The sequence below is a fragment of the Kineococcus sp. NBC_00420 genome (genome assembly GCF_036021035.1).
In the GTDB taxonomy this organism is placed as follows: Bacteria; Actinomycetota; Actinomycetes; order Actinomycetales; family Kineococcaceae; genus Kineococcus.
Genome location: NZ_CP107930.1, coordinates 2,572,012 through 2,587,708, shown reverse-complemented (window position 1 = coordinate 2,587,708; position 15,697 = coordinate 2,572,012). Strand labels below are relative to the sequence as shown.

Below are 15,697 nucleotides of genomic sequence, written 5' to 3'. Positions count from 1 at the left end.
GACGACGGCTCGCTCGTGCACCCGGCCTTCGACCTCGTGGTCGCCGCGGTCGGTGACGCGCACGAACAGTGCCTCCTCGCCGGGTACGTGGACCGGTTCGGCTGGTGGGCCGGCGTGCGAACGCTGGACCGTCCCGGACGCCTACGACAGCGCTGCGGCGCTGATGGCGTTGGATCCCGCCTCCCGGGAAGCGATGCCGAACGGGTGACGGCGCTGCTCCAACTCGCCGCCTACGCGCACCTGCTCGAGCGGACGGGAATCCCGGTGCAACCGGAGGTGCACCTCGCCCACGGATCCGGGCAGCGGGTCTCGCGACGCGTCGGCGAACTCGTTCCCGTGTTCCTGATCCGCACCGAGCGACTGGTGCGGTTGCTCGAGACCCAGCGCGAGCGGCCGGGTTCCGTCGAGGTGCGGATGTGCGGGCGGTGCCGGGAGCGAGACCGCCGGGCTGGAACGGCTCCGCGTTCAGGACCTGTTGCACGTCGCGCAGGAGGATTCCGGGCTGTGCTCGTCGAGGTGTTCGCGCCCCCGACCGCCGGCTCGACGTGGCGCTGTCCCGCGCGCTGGGACCACCTGCCCTCGAGTCCCGACGGGCGGGCCGAGTGGGGGCGTTCCTGCGGATCACGGGCGGTGGGCCCGGCGGAGATCGGTGAGCAGTTCGGGGAGAACGGCCTCCTCGTCGACCCCGGACCCGTTCTCCTCCATCGCTTCACGGAGTTCCGGGTCCCACGGGGTCGCGACGGCCCGTCCGCGGAGCGGTCGCCCGACGTGCTGGTGGACGGCCGAACGGTAGCTGTCGGCGTCGAGCCGCCACGGCTCCGCCGGGCCGAGTTCCATCACGGTCCTGGCGATCGCCATCCCGCCCCAGTCGAAGTCGCCGTGGTGGGCCAGTCGGCCACCGCAGGCGAGGACGGCGCGCAGCAGTGCGACGACCGCTGCGCCGGGGCGCCCTGACGTGCACACCAGGGGAGGGGCCCCGGCCGCCAGCTCGTCCGCGGCAGCCGCGACGACGACGGGGTTCTCGCAGACGTGGACGGTGACCCCCGCGAGGTCGGGGAACTCGAGGGGGGACCGGGCGAGGTGGCGCAGGGTCAGCACCACCGGGGTCCCGGTGTCCCGCCAGGCGGTGAGCGCCCGGCCCGTGGGTGTCCCGTCGCCGGGCAGGCCGAGGCTGAGGACGGTGGAGGAGAGTTCGTCGCGGACCACGCCGAGCCGAGCCCACAGGGCCCGACGTCCCGCTGCCGAGACGGGGCGCTCCAGGTCGTGCCAGCGGGCGCCGGCGGCGAGGACGAGGTCGGCCAGCGGGCCGTCGTCGAGCGCGTGCGGGTTGTGGCACGTCCGCTGCGCGAAGGCTCCGAGTGCCTCGTCACGACCGGGGAGTGCGTCGAGGACCGCGGCGAGGGACGCGGTGAACCCTGCGGCGTCCGTCTGCGCGGCCAGCGTTCGCCGGAGGGGGCTGGCATCGCGGGTGGCGGCCCACCAGTCGGCCCACCGCTCCACCGCGCACACCTGGTCGAGCGGGGCGACGAGTTCGTCCCACGCGCTCGCCCGCTCGGCGAGCAGGTGCGCCCGGATCTGCACCGGACCCGTCAAGGTCTCGACGGCCGTGGCGAGGCCGGGGAGACCGGCAGTGCGCAGCACCGCGTCGACGTCCTCCAGGCGGACGCTCAGAGACCGACCGCGTCCTGCCGGGCGACCCAGCAGGGTCTCGAGCGCAGCCCGCTGCTCGGCCGAGGCTCGAGGGAGGGTGACGGTGCCCTGCGTCGTGCTCCCCGCCGCGAGGCGGCGCCGCACCCGGTCGACCAGCCAGCGGGTGTGGGGTCCACCCAGCAGCCGCTCCAGCCGGGCATCGCTCACGGGAACAGGCCCTCCTGGTCCGGAACGCCGGTCCGGGGCGCGACGACCGGCAGTTCCTGACTGACCGGGCGTGCGACCCGCTGCTTGCGACGCCCGTCCCACCGGTAGGAGGTGACGAGGACGGCGTCGACGCCCTCCCGACGGGAGACGTTGCTGATCGCGATCCCCGGCACCTGCGGGTAGCACGCCCACTCTCGTTCGCTGGTCATGACGACGTCGAGGTCGAACTCGGCCAGCAACCCGAGGTAGTCGGCCCGCGCGGTGTCGTCCACGCCGGCGAAGGCTTCGTCGAGGGTGATGATCCGGGGCGCGTGCGGGTTGCCTGCCGAGCGGTAGTGCGCCGAGGCCGCGGCGAAGAGGGGAACGCTGGCGGCGAGCACCTTCTCCCCGCCCGACGCGGGGCCGGACGCGGGCCGCCACTGCCCGTTTTGGTAGCGCTGCACGACGAACCGGTGCCACGACCGGTAGTCCAACGCGGTCGTGAGGTGTTCCAGCCACGTGCCGACCCCTTCGCGGTCGGCGCGCACGGCGTCGATGCGGTCCTTGAGGAAGGCTCCGACCGCGGACTGGTCGGAGAGCGACCAGGCATCGGCGCTCTGCCGCAACAGCCGTTCCCGCGCCTGGGTGAGACCCGCGGGACCGTCCTCGACGACACGCCACTGCATCCGCAACCGCATGCCGGTGCTCGTGGGGCGGCGTTCCAGTTCGGCGTTCATGTCGTTGACCTGGCGGTCGGCGGCTCCGATGAGTTCCTGCAGGGCGCTCGCGACCTCGGCGACGAGGTGGTTCTCCAGGACCTCGCGTTCCCGCGCGTCGAGGAGTTGTCGACGCTGCTCCGCGTCGGCGACGAGTTCATCGCGCAGCGCCGGCACGGTCCTGGGTCGTCCGGCGTAGCGGACCTCGACGCGGACGACGTCCTCGGACAGGTTGAGTTCCGCCGAGTGCCCGTGACGGGAGAGCGTGTCGGCGAGGGGTTTCACCTCCTCCGTCACGGTCTGCTGCACCCGGCGCCAGGCGTTGTCGTCGAAGGGGATCTCGAGGGCCTGTTCGACCTGGCGCGCCAGACGGACGGTGGGGTCCGGGGCCCACACCACTGCGGTGTCCGGGATCTCCAGCTCGGGGAGGGCGACAGCGAGGACACCCGTGCAGGCGAACCGGTACAGGCTCTCGGCGGCCGTCGCGCGTCGTTCGGTCTCCTGGGCGAGGTCGAGGTCGAGGCGCACGATCTCCCCCTTCGCGTGACCGAGCGCCTCGGTCGTCGTCGTGAGGCGGGAACGGGTGGTGCGTTCACTGTCCCGGGCCTTCCTACGGGCCGTCTCCACCTCCCCGAGGCGCCGGCGGAGTTCCTGAACGGCCGCACCCACCGTGGCCTCGAGTGTGGTGAAGCGTTCGGCGGCGGCGGCCTCCTCGCCGCGTCGGGTCGCCAGTTCCCGCTGCGCGGCTCTCGACTCCTCCTGCCGCAGCTGCGCGGCGCCCGACGTCGTGCTCACCCGAGTCGTGGCGAGCTGCAGGCGGACGCGGGCCGGGACGTAGCCGGCGACGGCCAGCCGGAACTCCGCCAGGGCCCCGGTGACCTCCTGGAGGCCCTCGCTGGTGAACGGCAGCCCGAGTTGTCCGGCGTCGTCCTCGCCGCCCGCGCGGCGGGAGAGGGCCCGTTCCCGGGCCGCGGTCACGTCCGCGCGATCGCGTTCGAGCTGCTCCTCCGCTTCGGTCACCGCGGTGCTCAGCGTGAGGACCAGCGAGTGGGCACTCCGCAGGGGGCCTTCGTCGGGAACCTCCGCGAGTTCGACGCCGAGGACGCGCAGGTGCTCCTCGACCTCGGTGATCTGCTCCTGGAGCGCGGCGACCTCGGACTGCAGGAGCCGGGTCTCTTCGTCGATCTCGCGCAGGCGTCGGCGGCGCGCCGCTTCCCGGGCGCCCCGACCCAGGAACTCCGCCTCGGGTTTCGACCACCGCCCCGTCAGGACCCCGAGCTGGTAGCTGCCGTCGACGTCGGCCCGCACCTCGCCCTCGCCCGTCCCGATGCACTCGAGCAGGGTCGTGAGGGTGGGGTCGGAGACCGTCGCCGCCCGAGGTTCCTCGCGGTCCACGGCTGGACGCAGCAGACCCGCCAGGGATCGTCGCGGTCGCCCGGTGGTGGGCACCAGCAGCGCCTCTCCGTCCGGGCTGGTGAGGTCGCCCGCGGGGGACACCCAGCCGTCGAGCAACCCGGAGGCCTCCAGGGCTCCCTCGAGACCCGCTCGCTCGAGGGCCGTCAGATCCTCCCGGAAGTCGACCAGGCGCCACAGGGGTGCTCCGTCACGGTCGCGGCCGGACCCGCGGAACCGCGCCGCGGGGGGCGAGCTGTCCTCTCCGGCGAGGAGTCGTCCGCGTTCGGCCTCCAGGGTGTCGATGGCGTCGCTCCGCGCCCTCTGCGCACTCCTCAGGTCCGCGTCGCGGCCCCCCAGCGTCCGACTGCGCCGTTCGACCGCTGTGGTGACGGCCGTGCGGGCCGGCGAGGCACCGGTCATCGACTCGGTCCAGACCTGGGTCCGGGAGAGCAGACCTTCCAGGTCGTCGACGCGGAGTTGCGACGTCGACGCGAGGTGCGCGCGCAGGTCGGCGACGTGCTCGGCGGCGCGGGTGGCGACGTCGGCCCGCGCGAGGGCGAGACGCTCCTGCAGTCTGGCGGCGGCGGCCTCCTCCCGGTCGAGTTGGGTCTGCAGCCGTCGGTGTTCACGCTCGAGGGAGGCGACCTCGTCGAGCAGGGCGGAGACGTGACGCACCTGCCCGGCACGCCGCGCGGTCTCGCGCTCCGCGCGGGTGCGCACCGTGGCAGGGTCGGTCGCCTCGAGGTCGTCGGTCGGCAGGCCGGCGGCGGTCGCGGCGGTCAGCACGTCGTGAGCGGCCGCGCTGGTCTCGGTGGCGGCCCGGTCGTGCTCGGTGCGTGCGTCCTCCAGCTCCCGCTCGGCGGTGCGTTCCCGGGCCAGCGCCTGATCGTGCAGCTCGGCTGAGGTCCGGGCTGCCTCACGTGCCCGCGTCGCGGCGGCCGCGACCTGCTGGAGGTCTGTCGCGGCCCGCGCGTCGTCACTGTCCTGCAGGGCCTTCTCCCGGGCCTGCAGGCGCTGCAGTTCCAGGTCGAGTTCCTCGAGCGTGGTCTCGGCCCTTCGGACGGCAGTTTCGGCCTCTTGCCGTTGCGCGTGCGCCAGGCCCAGCTGTCGACGGACCTCCTCGTAGGCGGACTGGGCCAGCCGGGGGGCCTCGGCGCGGCGGCGGGCTGCCGTGCACGCGTAGCGGTGGTAGTGCTCGAGGAACCGGCCGGCGGCGTCGCGGGCCTCGACCACCGCCTCGAGGTCCCGGCGGTCCTCCTCCAGCGCGCGGAACGCCTCCGCGACGTCGGCGAGAATGCCCCCGTCGATCGGGGGCAGCGCTTCGGTGAGCGCGGCCGACGTCAGCGCTTCGTCCGGTTCCTTCGTCAGTTGCGGTCGGCGCAGCTGGATCAGCAGGTCCACCAGAGCGGCGTACCGGTCCTCACCGAGCCGGAACAGCTTCTCGTCGAGCTGCTTGCGGTAGCCCTTGGCGGTGTCGTGGACGGTGCCCGTCGCTCCGATGGCCTCGGCGAGGCGGGCCTTGGCCAAGGCTGTGCGGGACGGGCTGATCAGCGAGAGCTCCGCGCCGATGCGCCGGGAGGTCGTGAAGAACCACGTCGTGACGCCGCTGCGACCGCGGACGGCCTTCATCCCGCAGCCGATCCCGAAGAACTCCGGGCCGGTCTCGGCGTCGAGCCGGCCGAACTCCAGCCACGCGTACCCGGTCCGTTCGGAGTTCTCGTGGGCTCCCCCGAGGAGCAGGTTCCACTCCATGTGCTTCTTCCGGTCACCGTCGGGCTCGACGCGGTAGGGCGAGGTATCCCCGTCCAGCAGGAACGGGAGCGTCAACGCGAGCACTTTCGACTTGCCCGCTCCGTTGTTGCCGCGCAGCAGGAGACGGCCGTCGTGGAACCAGAACTCCTCGGTGTCGTAGTGGTACAGGTCGACGAGACCGAGCCGCAGCGGTTGCCAGCGATCGAGGTGCGGGACGGGCAGGTTCACGGTGTCGAGCCTCCGAGGGGTCCGGCCGGGGTCAGTGCGTAGCGGTGCAGCGGGGGGAGGGCGCGGACGGCGTCGGTCTCGCGTCGGGCGAGGTGCAGTGCCTCGAGACGGTCGACCGCGATGGTGACGAGGCCCACCTCCGCCCCCGCCAGTCGGGCGTCCTTGCGCCAGTAGGCGGCGTACCGGCTCGCTTGCGACGCGACCATCGCGTGCAGCACCCGCACGGGGACGGCGTCGGGGTCGGCGTCCAGCAGCCGCTCGGCGACCAGCAGGGCCACGTGCCCGTCGGTCCCGTCCTCCGGCATCCGGAGGTCGGTGAGGTCGTCTGCGGGATCCACCATGGCGACCCCCTCGGCCCGGATCTCCGCGCGCAGTCCGGTGAACTCCTCGACGCGGTCCACGAGGGCGCGCCGCTGGCTGAGGAGGTAGGCCCGCTCGTCGGCGTCCAGTTCAGCCGCCAGCAGGACCGGGTCGTCCAGCAATCGGCGCGTGAGACGTTGCCGCAGTGCGTGGTTGCGGGCGTCGTCGGTGAGGGGTGGCGTGGTGGCGAGGAGTTCGGTCAACCGGTCCTCGGGTGCCACCTCGGCGAGCAACGACGGCCCCCGCGGTGCCACCAGCAGCGCGGCCAGCACGTGCCGGTCCACGTCGTAGAGGACGTCACCACCGCTCGCGACGAAGGCGTCCTCGTCCCCGCTGATGCGGCTGAGCACGCCCAGGGCGAGGAGGGCCCGGACCACGGCGACCAGGTCCCCACGTTCGTCGCGCGTCTCGAGGCTGAACGTCAGACCGACGCTGCTGAACTCCTCGTCGGTGACCATGAGCAGGACCTCCTCCGCCAGTTGGCCGAGGGTCGTCTGGGCCTCGGAGCGTTCCAGGGCGGCCAGCGCGAGACAGAGCAGGACGTAGCGGCGTCGGGTCAGCGGGCGGCCCTGGCGGTCCAGCGCGGGCCGTGTCCCGTCCGTCGCATCGGCCGGGACCTTCTCCAGCCGGGCGAGTTCCGGTTCCACCCGCAGCCGCCACCCGGTCTCCCGGTCGAACCACCTCCGCAGGTGGTCGGCGTGCCGGCGCACGAGGACGAACTCGTCGGCCTGGGGTCCCCGGGGCAACAGCAGGGGGTTCGCCAGCAGGGTCCGGGCCGCCCTGCGGCGTTCGCTGCTGCGGTCGAGTTCCAGCCGTCGGCTGAGTCGCTCGCTCACGCCGCACCGTCCGGTGCTTCGTCGTTGTCGACGATCACCAGGAGGCAGTCGTCGATCGTGAAGGCGCCGTCCGGAGTTCTCACGGTGGTCCTCCCGGCCTCGGCGACGGGGGTCAGGACGATGTCCAGCGAACCGTCGGCGGACGTCGCCCGGACCGGGGCGGACCGCCGGTCGGCGTGCCGGGCGGTGACGGCCTGCCCGAGCAGGCCGAGGAACAACCCGAAGGCCGGGGTGGAGAGTTCGGGAAGTTCCGAGAGCCGGGTGGCTCCGCTGCGGAGGAGTTCCGCGCGGGCAGCCGCGAGTTGGGCCACCTCGGCGTCGGCCTGCTCGGCCAGGTGCCGGCGGGCGAGGGACCGGTCGGCGACCTGTGCGATGCGACCGCGGCGTTCGTGGTGTCCGGTGCGACGGAACTGAGGACTGATCTGCAACGGTGGAGCCTGCGCCCACGGGGTGCTCGACGGCACGGGCTGCTCGTCGCGGGCGGTCAGCGAGTCGGTGTCGATGCTGAGGTGGCGTGCCGGGCTCACCCCGAAGGCGGCGCGCCACAACCGGTGCCGGGCGGCGTCGTCCGGCGCCTCGGCGAACCACACCGCGAGCCGGCGGAAGTCGGCCGAACGGTCCGAGCGGCCGGTGCGGCGTTCGTTGAGGACGGCGACGGCCCGCAGCAGTTGGGGGATCGCCGAACGGGCTCTGCGCCGGAGGAGGTCCTTCTGGCTCGGGCTCGACCGCGTTCCGCGGAACCAGTCGTGCAGGCCGCACCACCGCTGTCGCCACAGCAGCGTCAGCCGGGCCAGCTCCGCGGCGCGTGCGGAGTCGTCCTCGGTCCCCGGGGCCACGTCGGAGGCCTCACGTTCCGCGACCGCCACCAGCAGGCGGTCCACGTCGAGGTCCTCGGCCCGCGCGACCAGCCCGCTGATCTCTGCGCCGATCGTCACGAGGTCGGAGAGGAACCGTTCGAGGTAGTCGATGATGCGGTCCTTGTAGGCGAGGAACGCGTCGGTGTCGGCGTCGTGCAGGTCGATCGAGCGTTGCAACGACCCCATGAAGACCGACGCGTTGTCCGCCAACGACTCCAGCCGGGTCACGAGCACCGCGAGCAACACCGAGGCCTGCGCTGGATCGGGCTCGCCGGACTCGGCCAGGACGACCAGAGCGCGCAGGTGCTCGACGATGTCGCCGAGGGCGACGGCCTGCAGAGCTCCCCGTCGGCCCAGGTTCTCGTCGTAGGTCTGGAGGGCGCGTTCGGCGGCGAGACCCTCGGGGGTGAGCTGGTACAGGAACCGGGCCCGGTGGAAGTCCTCGACCGTCTCGACCCGCGCGGTGTCCGGATCGGCACGCAGGTTTCCCCAGTCGACCAGGCGTCCCAGGGCGGTGCTCACCCGGTTCAGGTCGAGTGGGTCCCGGCCGGTGAGCTCGGCGAGGACGTCCTCGGGGCGCAGGTGCAGGACGTAGCGGGCGCGGGCCTCCGCGAAGACGTCGAGGACCGCCCGGTAGGTCTCCGTCAGCTCCGTCCCCAGGTGGGCGAAGGGCTGGTACTGCACGTCGAGCTCGCCTCCGCTGGTCCGGTGGTGGTCGTGGCGACGACCTTACGACCCGCGGCGCGTCGAGTCGCGGTTCTCGAGCGTCAGGAGGTAGCTCCTCGCGCCGCCAGAAGGTAGCGTCGGAAAACGCCAGAAAGTAGCGTAGATGAGTAGTGGAAGGTTAGCGTCGCTGCATGGCTGCTGCTGGCGGGTACTCGCCTCGCGTCGTCGACGCGGAGCTCGCCAAGTACCTGGCGGGCTTGGCGGCAGTCGCCCTCGAGGGTGCGAAGGGCGTCGGCAAGACCCGCTCCGGTCTCCAGCACGTTGAGACGGTCGTCCAGTTGGACGACCCCGCCCAGCGCGATCTCGTGGCGGCCGACCCCGGCCGAGTTCTCCGGGGCGAGCCCCCGGTGCTCATCGACGAGTGGCAACGAGTCCCGCCGACCTGGGACGCGGTGCGACGGGCCGTGGACGACGGAACTGCGCCCGGATCGTTCTTGCTCGCGGGGTCGGCCGTGCCCAGGAACACCGGTGTCCACAGCGGTGCCGGTCGGATCGTGCGCCTGCGAATGCGCCCCATGACGCTGTCCGAACGTGGTGTCGCGCGGCCGACGGTCTCCTTGGCGCAGCTCCTGACGGGGCGACGGGGCGACGTCGCCGGCGCGACCGGCGTCGGGATCGACGAGTACGCCGACGAGATCTGTCGCTCGGGACTACCCGCTGTGCGGGCGCTGTCGCCGCGCCTCCGCCGAGCCCAGCTCGACGGCTACGTGGACAGCATCATCGACCGCGACTTCCCGGACCTCGGACGGGCCGTTCGCAATCCCGCCCCGCTGCGTCGCTGGATGTCGGCCTACGCCGCAGCCGTTTCCACGTCGACCGCGTACGACCGCCTGCTCGAGGCGGCGACTCCGGGAGACCTCGACAAGCCCGCCAAGACCACGACCACCGCCTACCGGGACATCCTCCAACGGTTGTGGTTCCTCGACCCCGTTCCCGCCTGGACGCCGTCCCGCAACCACCTCGCCCGCCTCGCGGCGGCACCCAAGCACCACCTCGCCGACCCGGCCTTCGCGGCACGACTGCTCGGCGTCGACGCCGCGGCGCTCGCGGGTGCCGAGCCGGCCCGGCGGCCCGGGCGAGAGGCGACGTTGCTGGGCCAGCTGTTCGAGTCGTTGGTGACGCTCGACGTGCGGGCGTACGCGCAGGCGGCGGAAGCCCGGACCGGGCACCTTCGTCTGCGCGGCGGGGACCACGAGGTGGACCTGATCATCGAGCGGAACGACGGCAAGGTCGTAGCCCTCGAGGTGAAGGTGGCCGGGGCGGTGACCGACGCCGACGTGAAGCACCTGACCTGGTTGCGAGGGGCGCTCGGTGAGAACCTGCTCGACGCCGTCGTCGTCACGACCGGCCCCGAGGCCTACCGCCGACGGGACGGGATCGCAGTGGTGCCCGCGGCGTTGCTCGGGCCGTGAGCCGTCAGGGGCTGCTCGCCGCCGGCGGTGGGACCAGGCTGTCGGCCATCCCCTGGAGCACCGTCAGCCCGACCACCATCCCGAGGAACCCGATGAGCCCCGCCATGGCCAGGGTGAGGAGCACGAGCAGCAGCCGCCGAGACCACGAGGGCCGGCGGTGCGTCCTCCGCGGGATCGGCCTGGGGCGTGCCGCCACCGGGCGCCTCGCTCGCGCGGGCGGTTCGTGGGGTGCGGGTGTCGGGGTGCCGACGTCGGCGGTGGTCACGAGCACGGGGCTGCGGGCACCGTCGAGGGTGGCCCGCAGGAAGGTCGCGATCCGCTCGACCTCGTCGGCCCCCAGTCGACGTTCCAGCCCGCGCACGACGGCGACGAGGTGGGCGCGCCCCACGACGGTGACCCCGGACGTCGTCGCCTGGGGCTGCTGGTCCTGGGCGACCAGGCAGAGCAGGCCCTGTGTCGTCGAGCGGACCGCCGGTTCCAGCAGCGCGGCGACGGCCGCGGCGGCGCTCGCGATCCCTTCCAGTTCCCGGTCCTTGCGCCACGACTCGTTGCGCAGCACACCGTCCCGGACGGTCACCTGCCCCGACCAGTTCTTCGCGTCGATGACGACGACCCCGCCGGGACCGACCGCGACGTGGTCGAGGTTCGCCTTCGGGCGGCCGGGCCAGTGGACGTCGTGCAGGACGAACCATCCCTCGGCCTCGAGCTCCCCGAGGGTCTCGGCGACCAGGCGCTCGCCTTCGGCCCCGGCGGACCACGCGTGGTGGCGTCGTTCGGCGGCGTCGAGGCGGGCTGTCGTGTCCTCGGTCGTGGGTTGGCGACGGAGCCGCTCCACGTGCGCCGCCGCGCGTCGGGCCTGCTCGTCTGCTCCTGCCCCGGCAGCCCCCATGCCAGGGGTTTCGGGAGCCGGTGCCGGCCGCTTGATGGGGCGTCACCCGGCTGGGGCAATGGCGGAAGGGGCTGCGGATCCGTTGTCGTCTCGATTCGGATGAGCGCCGCGACGGGCTGGGAAACAGGTGGTCAGAGCGGGACGGCGGTGCCGTCGTGGAAGTCGTACAACCCGGGAGCGCGCCACAGCGGAGAGCCCGCGCCCGTCGACCGGTACAGCCCGCGGGCCGCGCCGCGCACCCGCTCCGTCTCGACCGGCCAGCGCACCGGTGCAGAGATGACGACGAGGTCCGCCTCGGGCCGGGCCAGGACCTCCCGCACGTGGTCGAGGACCGGCAGTGTGGCCGCCTTGTCGCCGTTGCAACGCGGATCGGTGAGCACCAGGTTCCGCACCCCGTCGATGGCGACCCGCGACCACGGCAGCACGTGGTCGACGTGCACCGCCCCGGTGAGGGTCCTACCGCAGTAGAAGCAGCGGTTCTGCTGGAACTCCCGCAGACCGGGGGCCAGTCGTGCAACGGCCGTGCGGTCCGCGTCGAACAGGAACGCGTGCAGGTCGGGGATCTCGAGTTCGGCGCTGTTGTGGCGCTGGACGTCCTCGACCCACCACTGCTGCAGGACGGGTTGCAGCATCGGGGAAACCCGCGCCAAGGCCGTTGCGACCCCGGGAAACAACTCGATGGACCAGTCGTGCGCGTCGAGGTTCCCGATGCCGACGTCATCGCTGAGCCAGGAATCGTCGTACAGGAACGCGACCCCCGGCTCCCGACCTCCCGTCTTCTGCAGGCGGAACAGAGGCTGCCTGGCCAGGGTGATCGCGATCTTCCGCACCGTGGCCGTCCACTGGTGGGGCTCCTCGGTCCGGAACTGCGCCGGCGTGGACAGGCCCCGACGGTCGCTGTTCCGCCGCAGATCGGTGACCAGATCGATGACCGACACGGCGCCTGGACGGGTGTGCTGGATCTGCCGCAGCACCCCGTGCTCACCGAACACCCGGACCTGCGGCCAGTACGCCTCGACGACCCGGGACGCGAGGTCGCGGACGGGTACGCTGAGCGGCGCGTCGTCGGCGACGGGGTTCTCCAGGCAGTGTTGGACGAGGGCGTCCAGGGTCGCGAGCTTGTACGTCGAGACGCGACGGCCTGTCGCCAGGAGCTGGGCGAGGCGGGCGCCGAGGTCGAGCGGGTCCATGGTGTCTCCCTCCAGGACGTTTCTCGCGGTGGTCCATCGGGTCCGACCACGCCACGCGCAGTAGTGGACATGCCCTCGTACATCAGAAGAACCGGCGGAGGTACTCCCTCAACGTCGTGTCGTGGACGTAGACGTAGGTCCCCAGGATTCCTCGTGTCAACAGCACCGCGTAGATGTTCTTGACGAACTGGAGCAGCTCCTCGTCGGAGTACGTGATCCCGCGCTTGACGTTGTTCTGCTTCCCCTTGGCGTCGAAGTAGCTCGCCTTGTCAAAGACGAGGCGCTCGCTGGCGGGATCGAACCGCAGGTCGCCGCCGATGATGACGCCCGCAATGTTGAGGTCGTACCCCTGGATGGTGTGGATGGAACCGACCTCGTCGAGGGACGTTGTCGTGTTGACCCAGTCGACCTGCGTCTTGTTCCACCACAGCTCGACTCCGTCGACGACGATGTCGAAGGCCTGGGGATCCTTCTTGCTCGCCCAGGGCCACGCGTAGCCGGCCAGGAGACGAGCGAGACCGTGCGACGCGTCCTGCTCGATGATCGCTGTCCGCATGGCCTGCAGACTGTCGAAGAACCGGAGGTCGTACCCCTCGAACGTCTGGCGTTTCGTCACCGAGCCGTCGAGGACGCCGCGCACGTAGCCGACGTAGTCGGACCCAGCCTGGACGCGCATCTGGGACGTGAGCCGGTAGTGCCGCTTCGCCGTGTGTGCCGTCGACACCAGGGCGTCCAGAGCCGCTCGCGGCAGGTCCGCGGGGCGGACCGTCTGCGCTGCGTCGATGAGGTAGATCTGGTGCCGGCTGATCTTGTTGATCCAGTCGAGCTGCGTGAGTTCCGGGTCGTCGTGTCCGAAGAGCTTCTCGTTCACGACGCGGAAGTCGGCGTTCTGCGGACCGGAGCCGAGACTGGCCCGCTGGTTGAGGCGGTGTGCCTCGTCCACGATCAGCAGGTCGAACATGTCGTCCGCCTTGCCGGCCTCGAAGGCCGTGATGACCATGTCAGGGCCGAGGCCGGGCGTTTTCTTGAAGACCTTCCGGATCGAGCCGCGCAGGGACTGCTGCGGCACCACCAGGCCGACCCGGAAGTCCCGCAAGAGCTGCGGGTAGCCCTCGACGAAGAACTCGGAGAGCAAGGAGTCGCTGTCGACGGGTTCGCTCAGGTCCGCGTTCTTGATGTCGCTCAGAAGCTTCATCAGGTAGATCCCGACGACCGTCTTACCGGTTCCAGGATCGCCCTGGATCACGATGCGGCTGGACCGGTCGTGCTCGAGGTCGTCGAACAGTCCCGAGAGGATGTCCTCGACGGCGATCGCCTGGTCCGGGGTGAGGGCCTTGAAGGGCGACAGCTTGAAGAGGTCGGTGTTCTCGATCTCCTTGATGGAGCGGCTGAACGCACCCAGCTCGCGCAGCTCGTCGAAGATCGCCTCGAAGGTGGGCCGGTACGTCGAGCGGAGGTAGTAGTCGGCGTTGGTGATCCCGTCGTTCCGGTTGAGGACCTGGTACTTCTCGTCCCCGTGGAACCAGCGGATCAGGTGTGATTCCAGGTCGAGGCACACCGACTTGTTGAAGGTCGGGTCCAGTACGACGCGAGCGTGACGCAGTGCCTTCTTCGTCGTGTCGAGGTGCTGCTTGAAGCGCCCGGCGGCGTTCAGCGATTCGCCGACGTAGACCTTCCCCGCTCCGTCCAGCGTGTACACGACCGGCCAGTTGCGGTGCCGCCCGTCGAGCGCCTGCCAGGCCTTGAGGTCCTCGCCGGAGAACGTGAACTGCTGGATCTCAAAGTCGGTCATGCTTGGTGCTCCGCCCTCGCGCCTTCTCGACCGGGTACTTCAGCCGCGTCTCGGCGAGCTTCTCCACGACGACGGTGTCCGCGTCCATGCCGAGCGCGTCGGCGAGGAGGAGGCAGTAGGTGAACACGTCCGCCAGCTCACCCCGCACTCGCTGCGGGTCGGCCTCGGAGGACCACTGGAAGCATTCCAGCAGCTCGCCCGCCTCGATGGCGATGCTCTTCGCGAGGTTCTCGGGGGTGTGGAACTGAGCCCAGTCGCGCTCGGCCACCATCTCGCGCAGCTGCTCCTGCACGGTCCGTTCGTCCATGATCGGATCCTAGTTCTGAGCCTCGGTCAGGCGTCGCCGACTGCTGCATCGCGTACGCCGTGACTTCCGCGGGGATCGTGCCCTCACGCCGTCCACAAGCGGTCGAGTGGCAGGGCGTGCAGCCTGTCCTCGTAGGTGTAAGCGTGTTCGCCGAGGTAGAGCGCGTACCCCGCCACGAACTGCTCCCCGATCTGGTCCCGCAGGGCACGAAGGCCCCGGAAGTCATCACCCGGCAGGCGCCCACCGGCCTTGATCTCGATCCCGATCACCGTGCCGTCGTCCCTCTCGACGGCCAGGTCGACCTCAAGTCCGTCGTGGGTGCGCCAGTGGTGGAGCCCGTCGATGTCGTCCCGCCAGGACGCCTGTTTGGCGACCTCCATGACCGCGAAAGTCTCCAGCAGGTGACCGAACTGCTGAAGGGCCACCGCGGAGCGTTGTCCCAGCTTCTCGGGTGTCAGTCGCAGCAGCCGCGCGGCGACACCGGAGTCGACGAGGTGGACCTTGGGACGCAGAGCTGAGCGAGCGGAGGTGGTCCTCGCCCAGGCGGGGATGCGCTGGAGGAGGAAGACCGCTTCCAGCAGCTTCGTGTAGCCGTCGGCCGTCCGGTCGTCGAGGCCGACGCTGGCGGCGGCTGCGCTGACGTTGAGCACCTGGGCCGTCTGTCCGGCCAGCCGTTCCAGGAGCTGTGGGAGCGCGGCGGCCTGACGGACCCGGGACAGGTCGCGGACGTCGCGCTCGAGAGTCAGTCGTACGTAGTCGTCGAACCACCGGTTGCGGGCAGCGGTGGTCGGTCGCTCGACGGCCAGCGGAAAGCCGCCGGTGGTGACGCGACGGATGACCTCGTCGCGCCCGACGCGTGACGGACCGAGCTCGACCAGGGACTTGGGCGTTTCGAAGGCCATCGGCAGGAAGTGCTCCTCGTGCCGGTCGAGCTCGCCCTGGGAGAAGGGCCGAAGGGTGAGCCGGTGCAGGCGGCCGGTGAGTGACTGCGCTGCCGTCGGGAGCGCGTCGAAGCGCGTGGAGCCGGCCAGGACGAAACGCCCCGGTCGTCCGGCGTGGTTGAGCTCTGCCTTGATGGCGTCGAGGACCAGCGGGACCTTCTGGTACTCGTCGAAGCAGACCGGAGGGTCGCCGGCGGCGAAGAGCCGGAGGTCTCGGCTCACCGCTTCACGTGTGTCGAGGTCGTCGAGGTCGATGACCTCCACGCCGGCCTGGGTAGCCAGGTGGCGCAGGAGCGTCGACTTGCCGACCGAGCGCGGACCCTCGATGAGGAGAACCTGCTCCTCGGTCAACCTGGTGGCGGCGATGTCGGCCATGCGCCGACCCAGCTGCGCGTCTTGCACGCGACCAGTGTACGCGAGCTGCGGAAGCGAGGCCCGGGAATTGCGATTCTAGAGGCCT

10 protein-coding genes are annotated in these 15,697 nt (G+C 71.5%); 1 reads left to right on the top strand and 9 read right to left on the bottom strand.

The features are described from left to right. Positions 1-621 precede the first annotated feature (621 nt). The 4 genes from OG218_RS12535 to OG218_RS12520 are packed head-to-tail and all read right to left on the bottom strand — an operon-like array spanning position 622 to position 8,664. Positions 622-1,857, bottom strand: coding sequence for a TIGR02679 family protein (locus tag OG218_RS12535; RefSeq protein WP_328293557.1), 1,236 nt, complete (start codon positions 1,855-1,857; stop codon positions 622-624). Beyond that, a complete protein-coding gene (locus tag OG218_RS12530; RefSeq protein ID WP_328293556.1) occupies positions 1,854-5,927 on the bottom strand; it encodes a TIGR02680 family protein in 4,074 nt (1,357 codons plus the stop codon). Before OG218_RS12530 ends, OG218_RS12535 begins: the two co-directional genes overlap by 4 nt. Further along, on the bottom strand, positions 5,924-7,123 hold the full coding sequence (locus OG218_RS12525) for a TIGR02678 family protein (protein WP_328293555.1): 1,200 nt from the start codon (positions 7,121-7,123) through the stop codon (positions 5,924-5,926). The genes OG218_RS12530 and OG218_RS12525 overlap by 4 nt, the downstream gene beginning before the upstream one ends. Next, a complete protein-coding gene (locus OG218_RS12520) occupies positions 7,120-8,664 on the bottom strand; it encodes a TIGR02677 family protein (RefSeq protein ID WP_328293554.1) in 1,545 nt (514 codons plus the stop codon). Before OG218_RS12520 ends, OG218_RS12525 begins: the two co-directional genes overlap by 4 nt. A gap of 173 nt (positions 8,665-8,837) precedes the next feature. On the opposite strand from OG218_RS12520, the gene OG218_RS12515 reads away from it, so the two are divergent. Beyond that, on the top strand, positions 8,838-10,118 hold the full coding sequence (locus tag OG218_RS12515) for an ATP-binding protein (RefSeq protein WP_328293553.1): 1,281 nt from the start codon (positions 8,838-8,840) through the stop codon (positions 10,116-10,118). A 4-nt stretch (positions 10,119-10,122) separates the two neighbouring features. Here OG218_RS12515 and OG218_RS12510 read toward each other — a convergent pair whose 3' ends face one another. The 5 genes from OG218_RS12510 to OG218_RS12490 all read right to left on the bottom strand — a co-directional run bounded on the left by OG218_RS12510 (position 10,123) and on the right by OG218_RS12490 (position 15,639). Continuing rightward, positions 10,123-10,953 carry a nuclease-related domain-containing protein gene (locus OG218_RS12510; RefSeq protein WP_328293552.1) on the bottom strand — a complete coding sequence of 277 codons (831 nt, stop codon included), beginning with the start codon at positions 10,951-10,953 and terminating at the stop codon, positions 10,123-10,125. Positions 10,954-11,138: 185 nt separating this feature from the next. Beyond that, positions 11,139-12,197, bottom strand: a complete 1,059-nt coding sequence (locus OG218_RS12505; RefSeq protein ID WP_328293551.1) for an HNH endonuclease domain-containing protein — start codon at positions 12,195-12,197, stop codon at positions 11,139-11,141. Positions 12,198-12,279: 82 nt separating this feature from the next. Then, positions 12,280-13,989: a DNA/RNA helicase domain-containing protein gene (locus OG218_RS12500; protein WP_328293550.1), complete on the bottom strand. Its 1,710-nt coding sequence runs from the start codon at positions 13,987-13,989 to the stop codon at positions 12,280-12,282. Further along, a complete protein-coding gene (locus OG218_RS12495; protein ID WP_328293549.1) occupies positions 13,976-14,296 on the bottom strand; it encodes a nucleotide pyrophosphohydrolase in 321 nt (106 codons plus the stop codon). Before OG218_RS12495 ends, OG218_RS12500 begins: the two co-directional genes overlap by 14 nt. Positions 14,297-14,379: 83 nt before the next feature. Beyond that, positions 14,380-15,639 (bottom strand): ATP-binding protein, encoded by a 1,260-nt coding sequence (locus OG218_RS12490; protein ID WP_328293548.1) that lies wholly within the window; start codon positions 15,637-15,639, stop codon positions 14,380-14,382. Positions 15,640-15,697: the final 58 nt, after the last annotated feature.

Coding starts and splice junctions, on each gene's coding strand:
- OG218_RS12515 (WP_328293553.1), top strand. CDS start 8,838: ATGGCTGCTGCTGGCGGGTACTCGCCTCGCGTCGTCGACGCGGAGCTC.
- OG218_RS12505 (WP_328293551.1), bottom strand. CDS start 12,197: ATGGACCCGCTCGACCTCGGCGCCCGCCTCGCCCAGCTCCTGGCGACA.
- OG218_RS12500 (WP_328293550.1), bottom strand. CDS start 13,989: ATGACCGACTTTGAGATCCAGCAGTTCACGTTCTCCGGCGAGGACCTC.
- OG218_RS12495 (WP_328293549.1), bottom strand. CDS start 14,296: ATGGACGAACGGACCGTGCAGGAGCAGCTGCGCGAGATGGTGGCCGAG.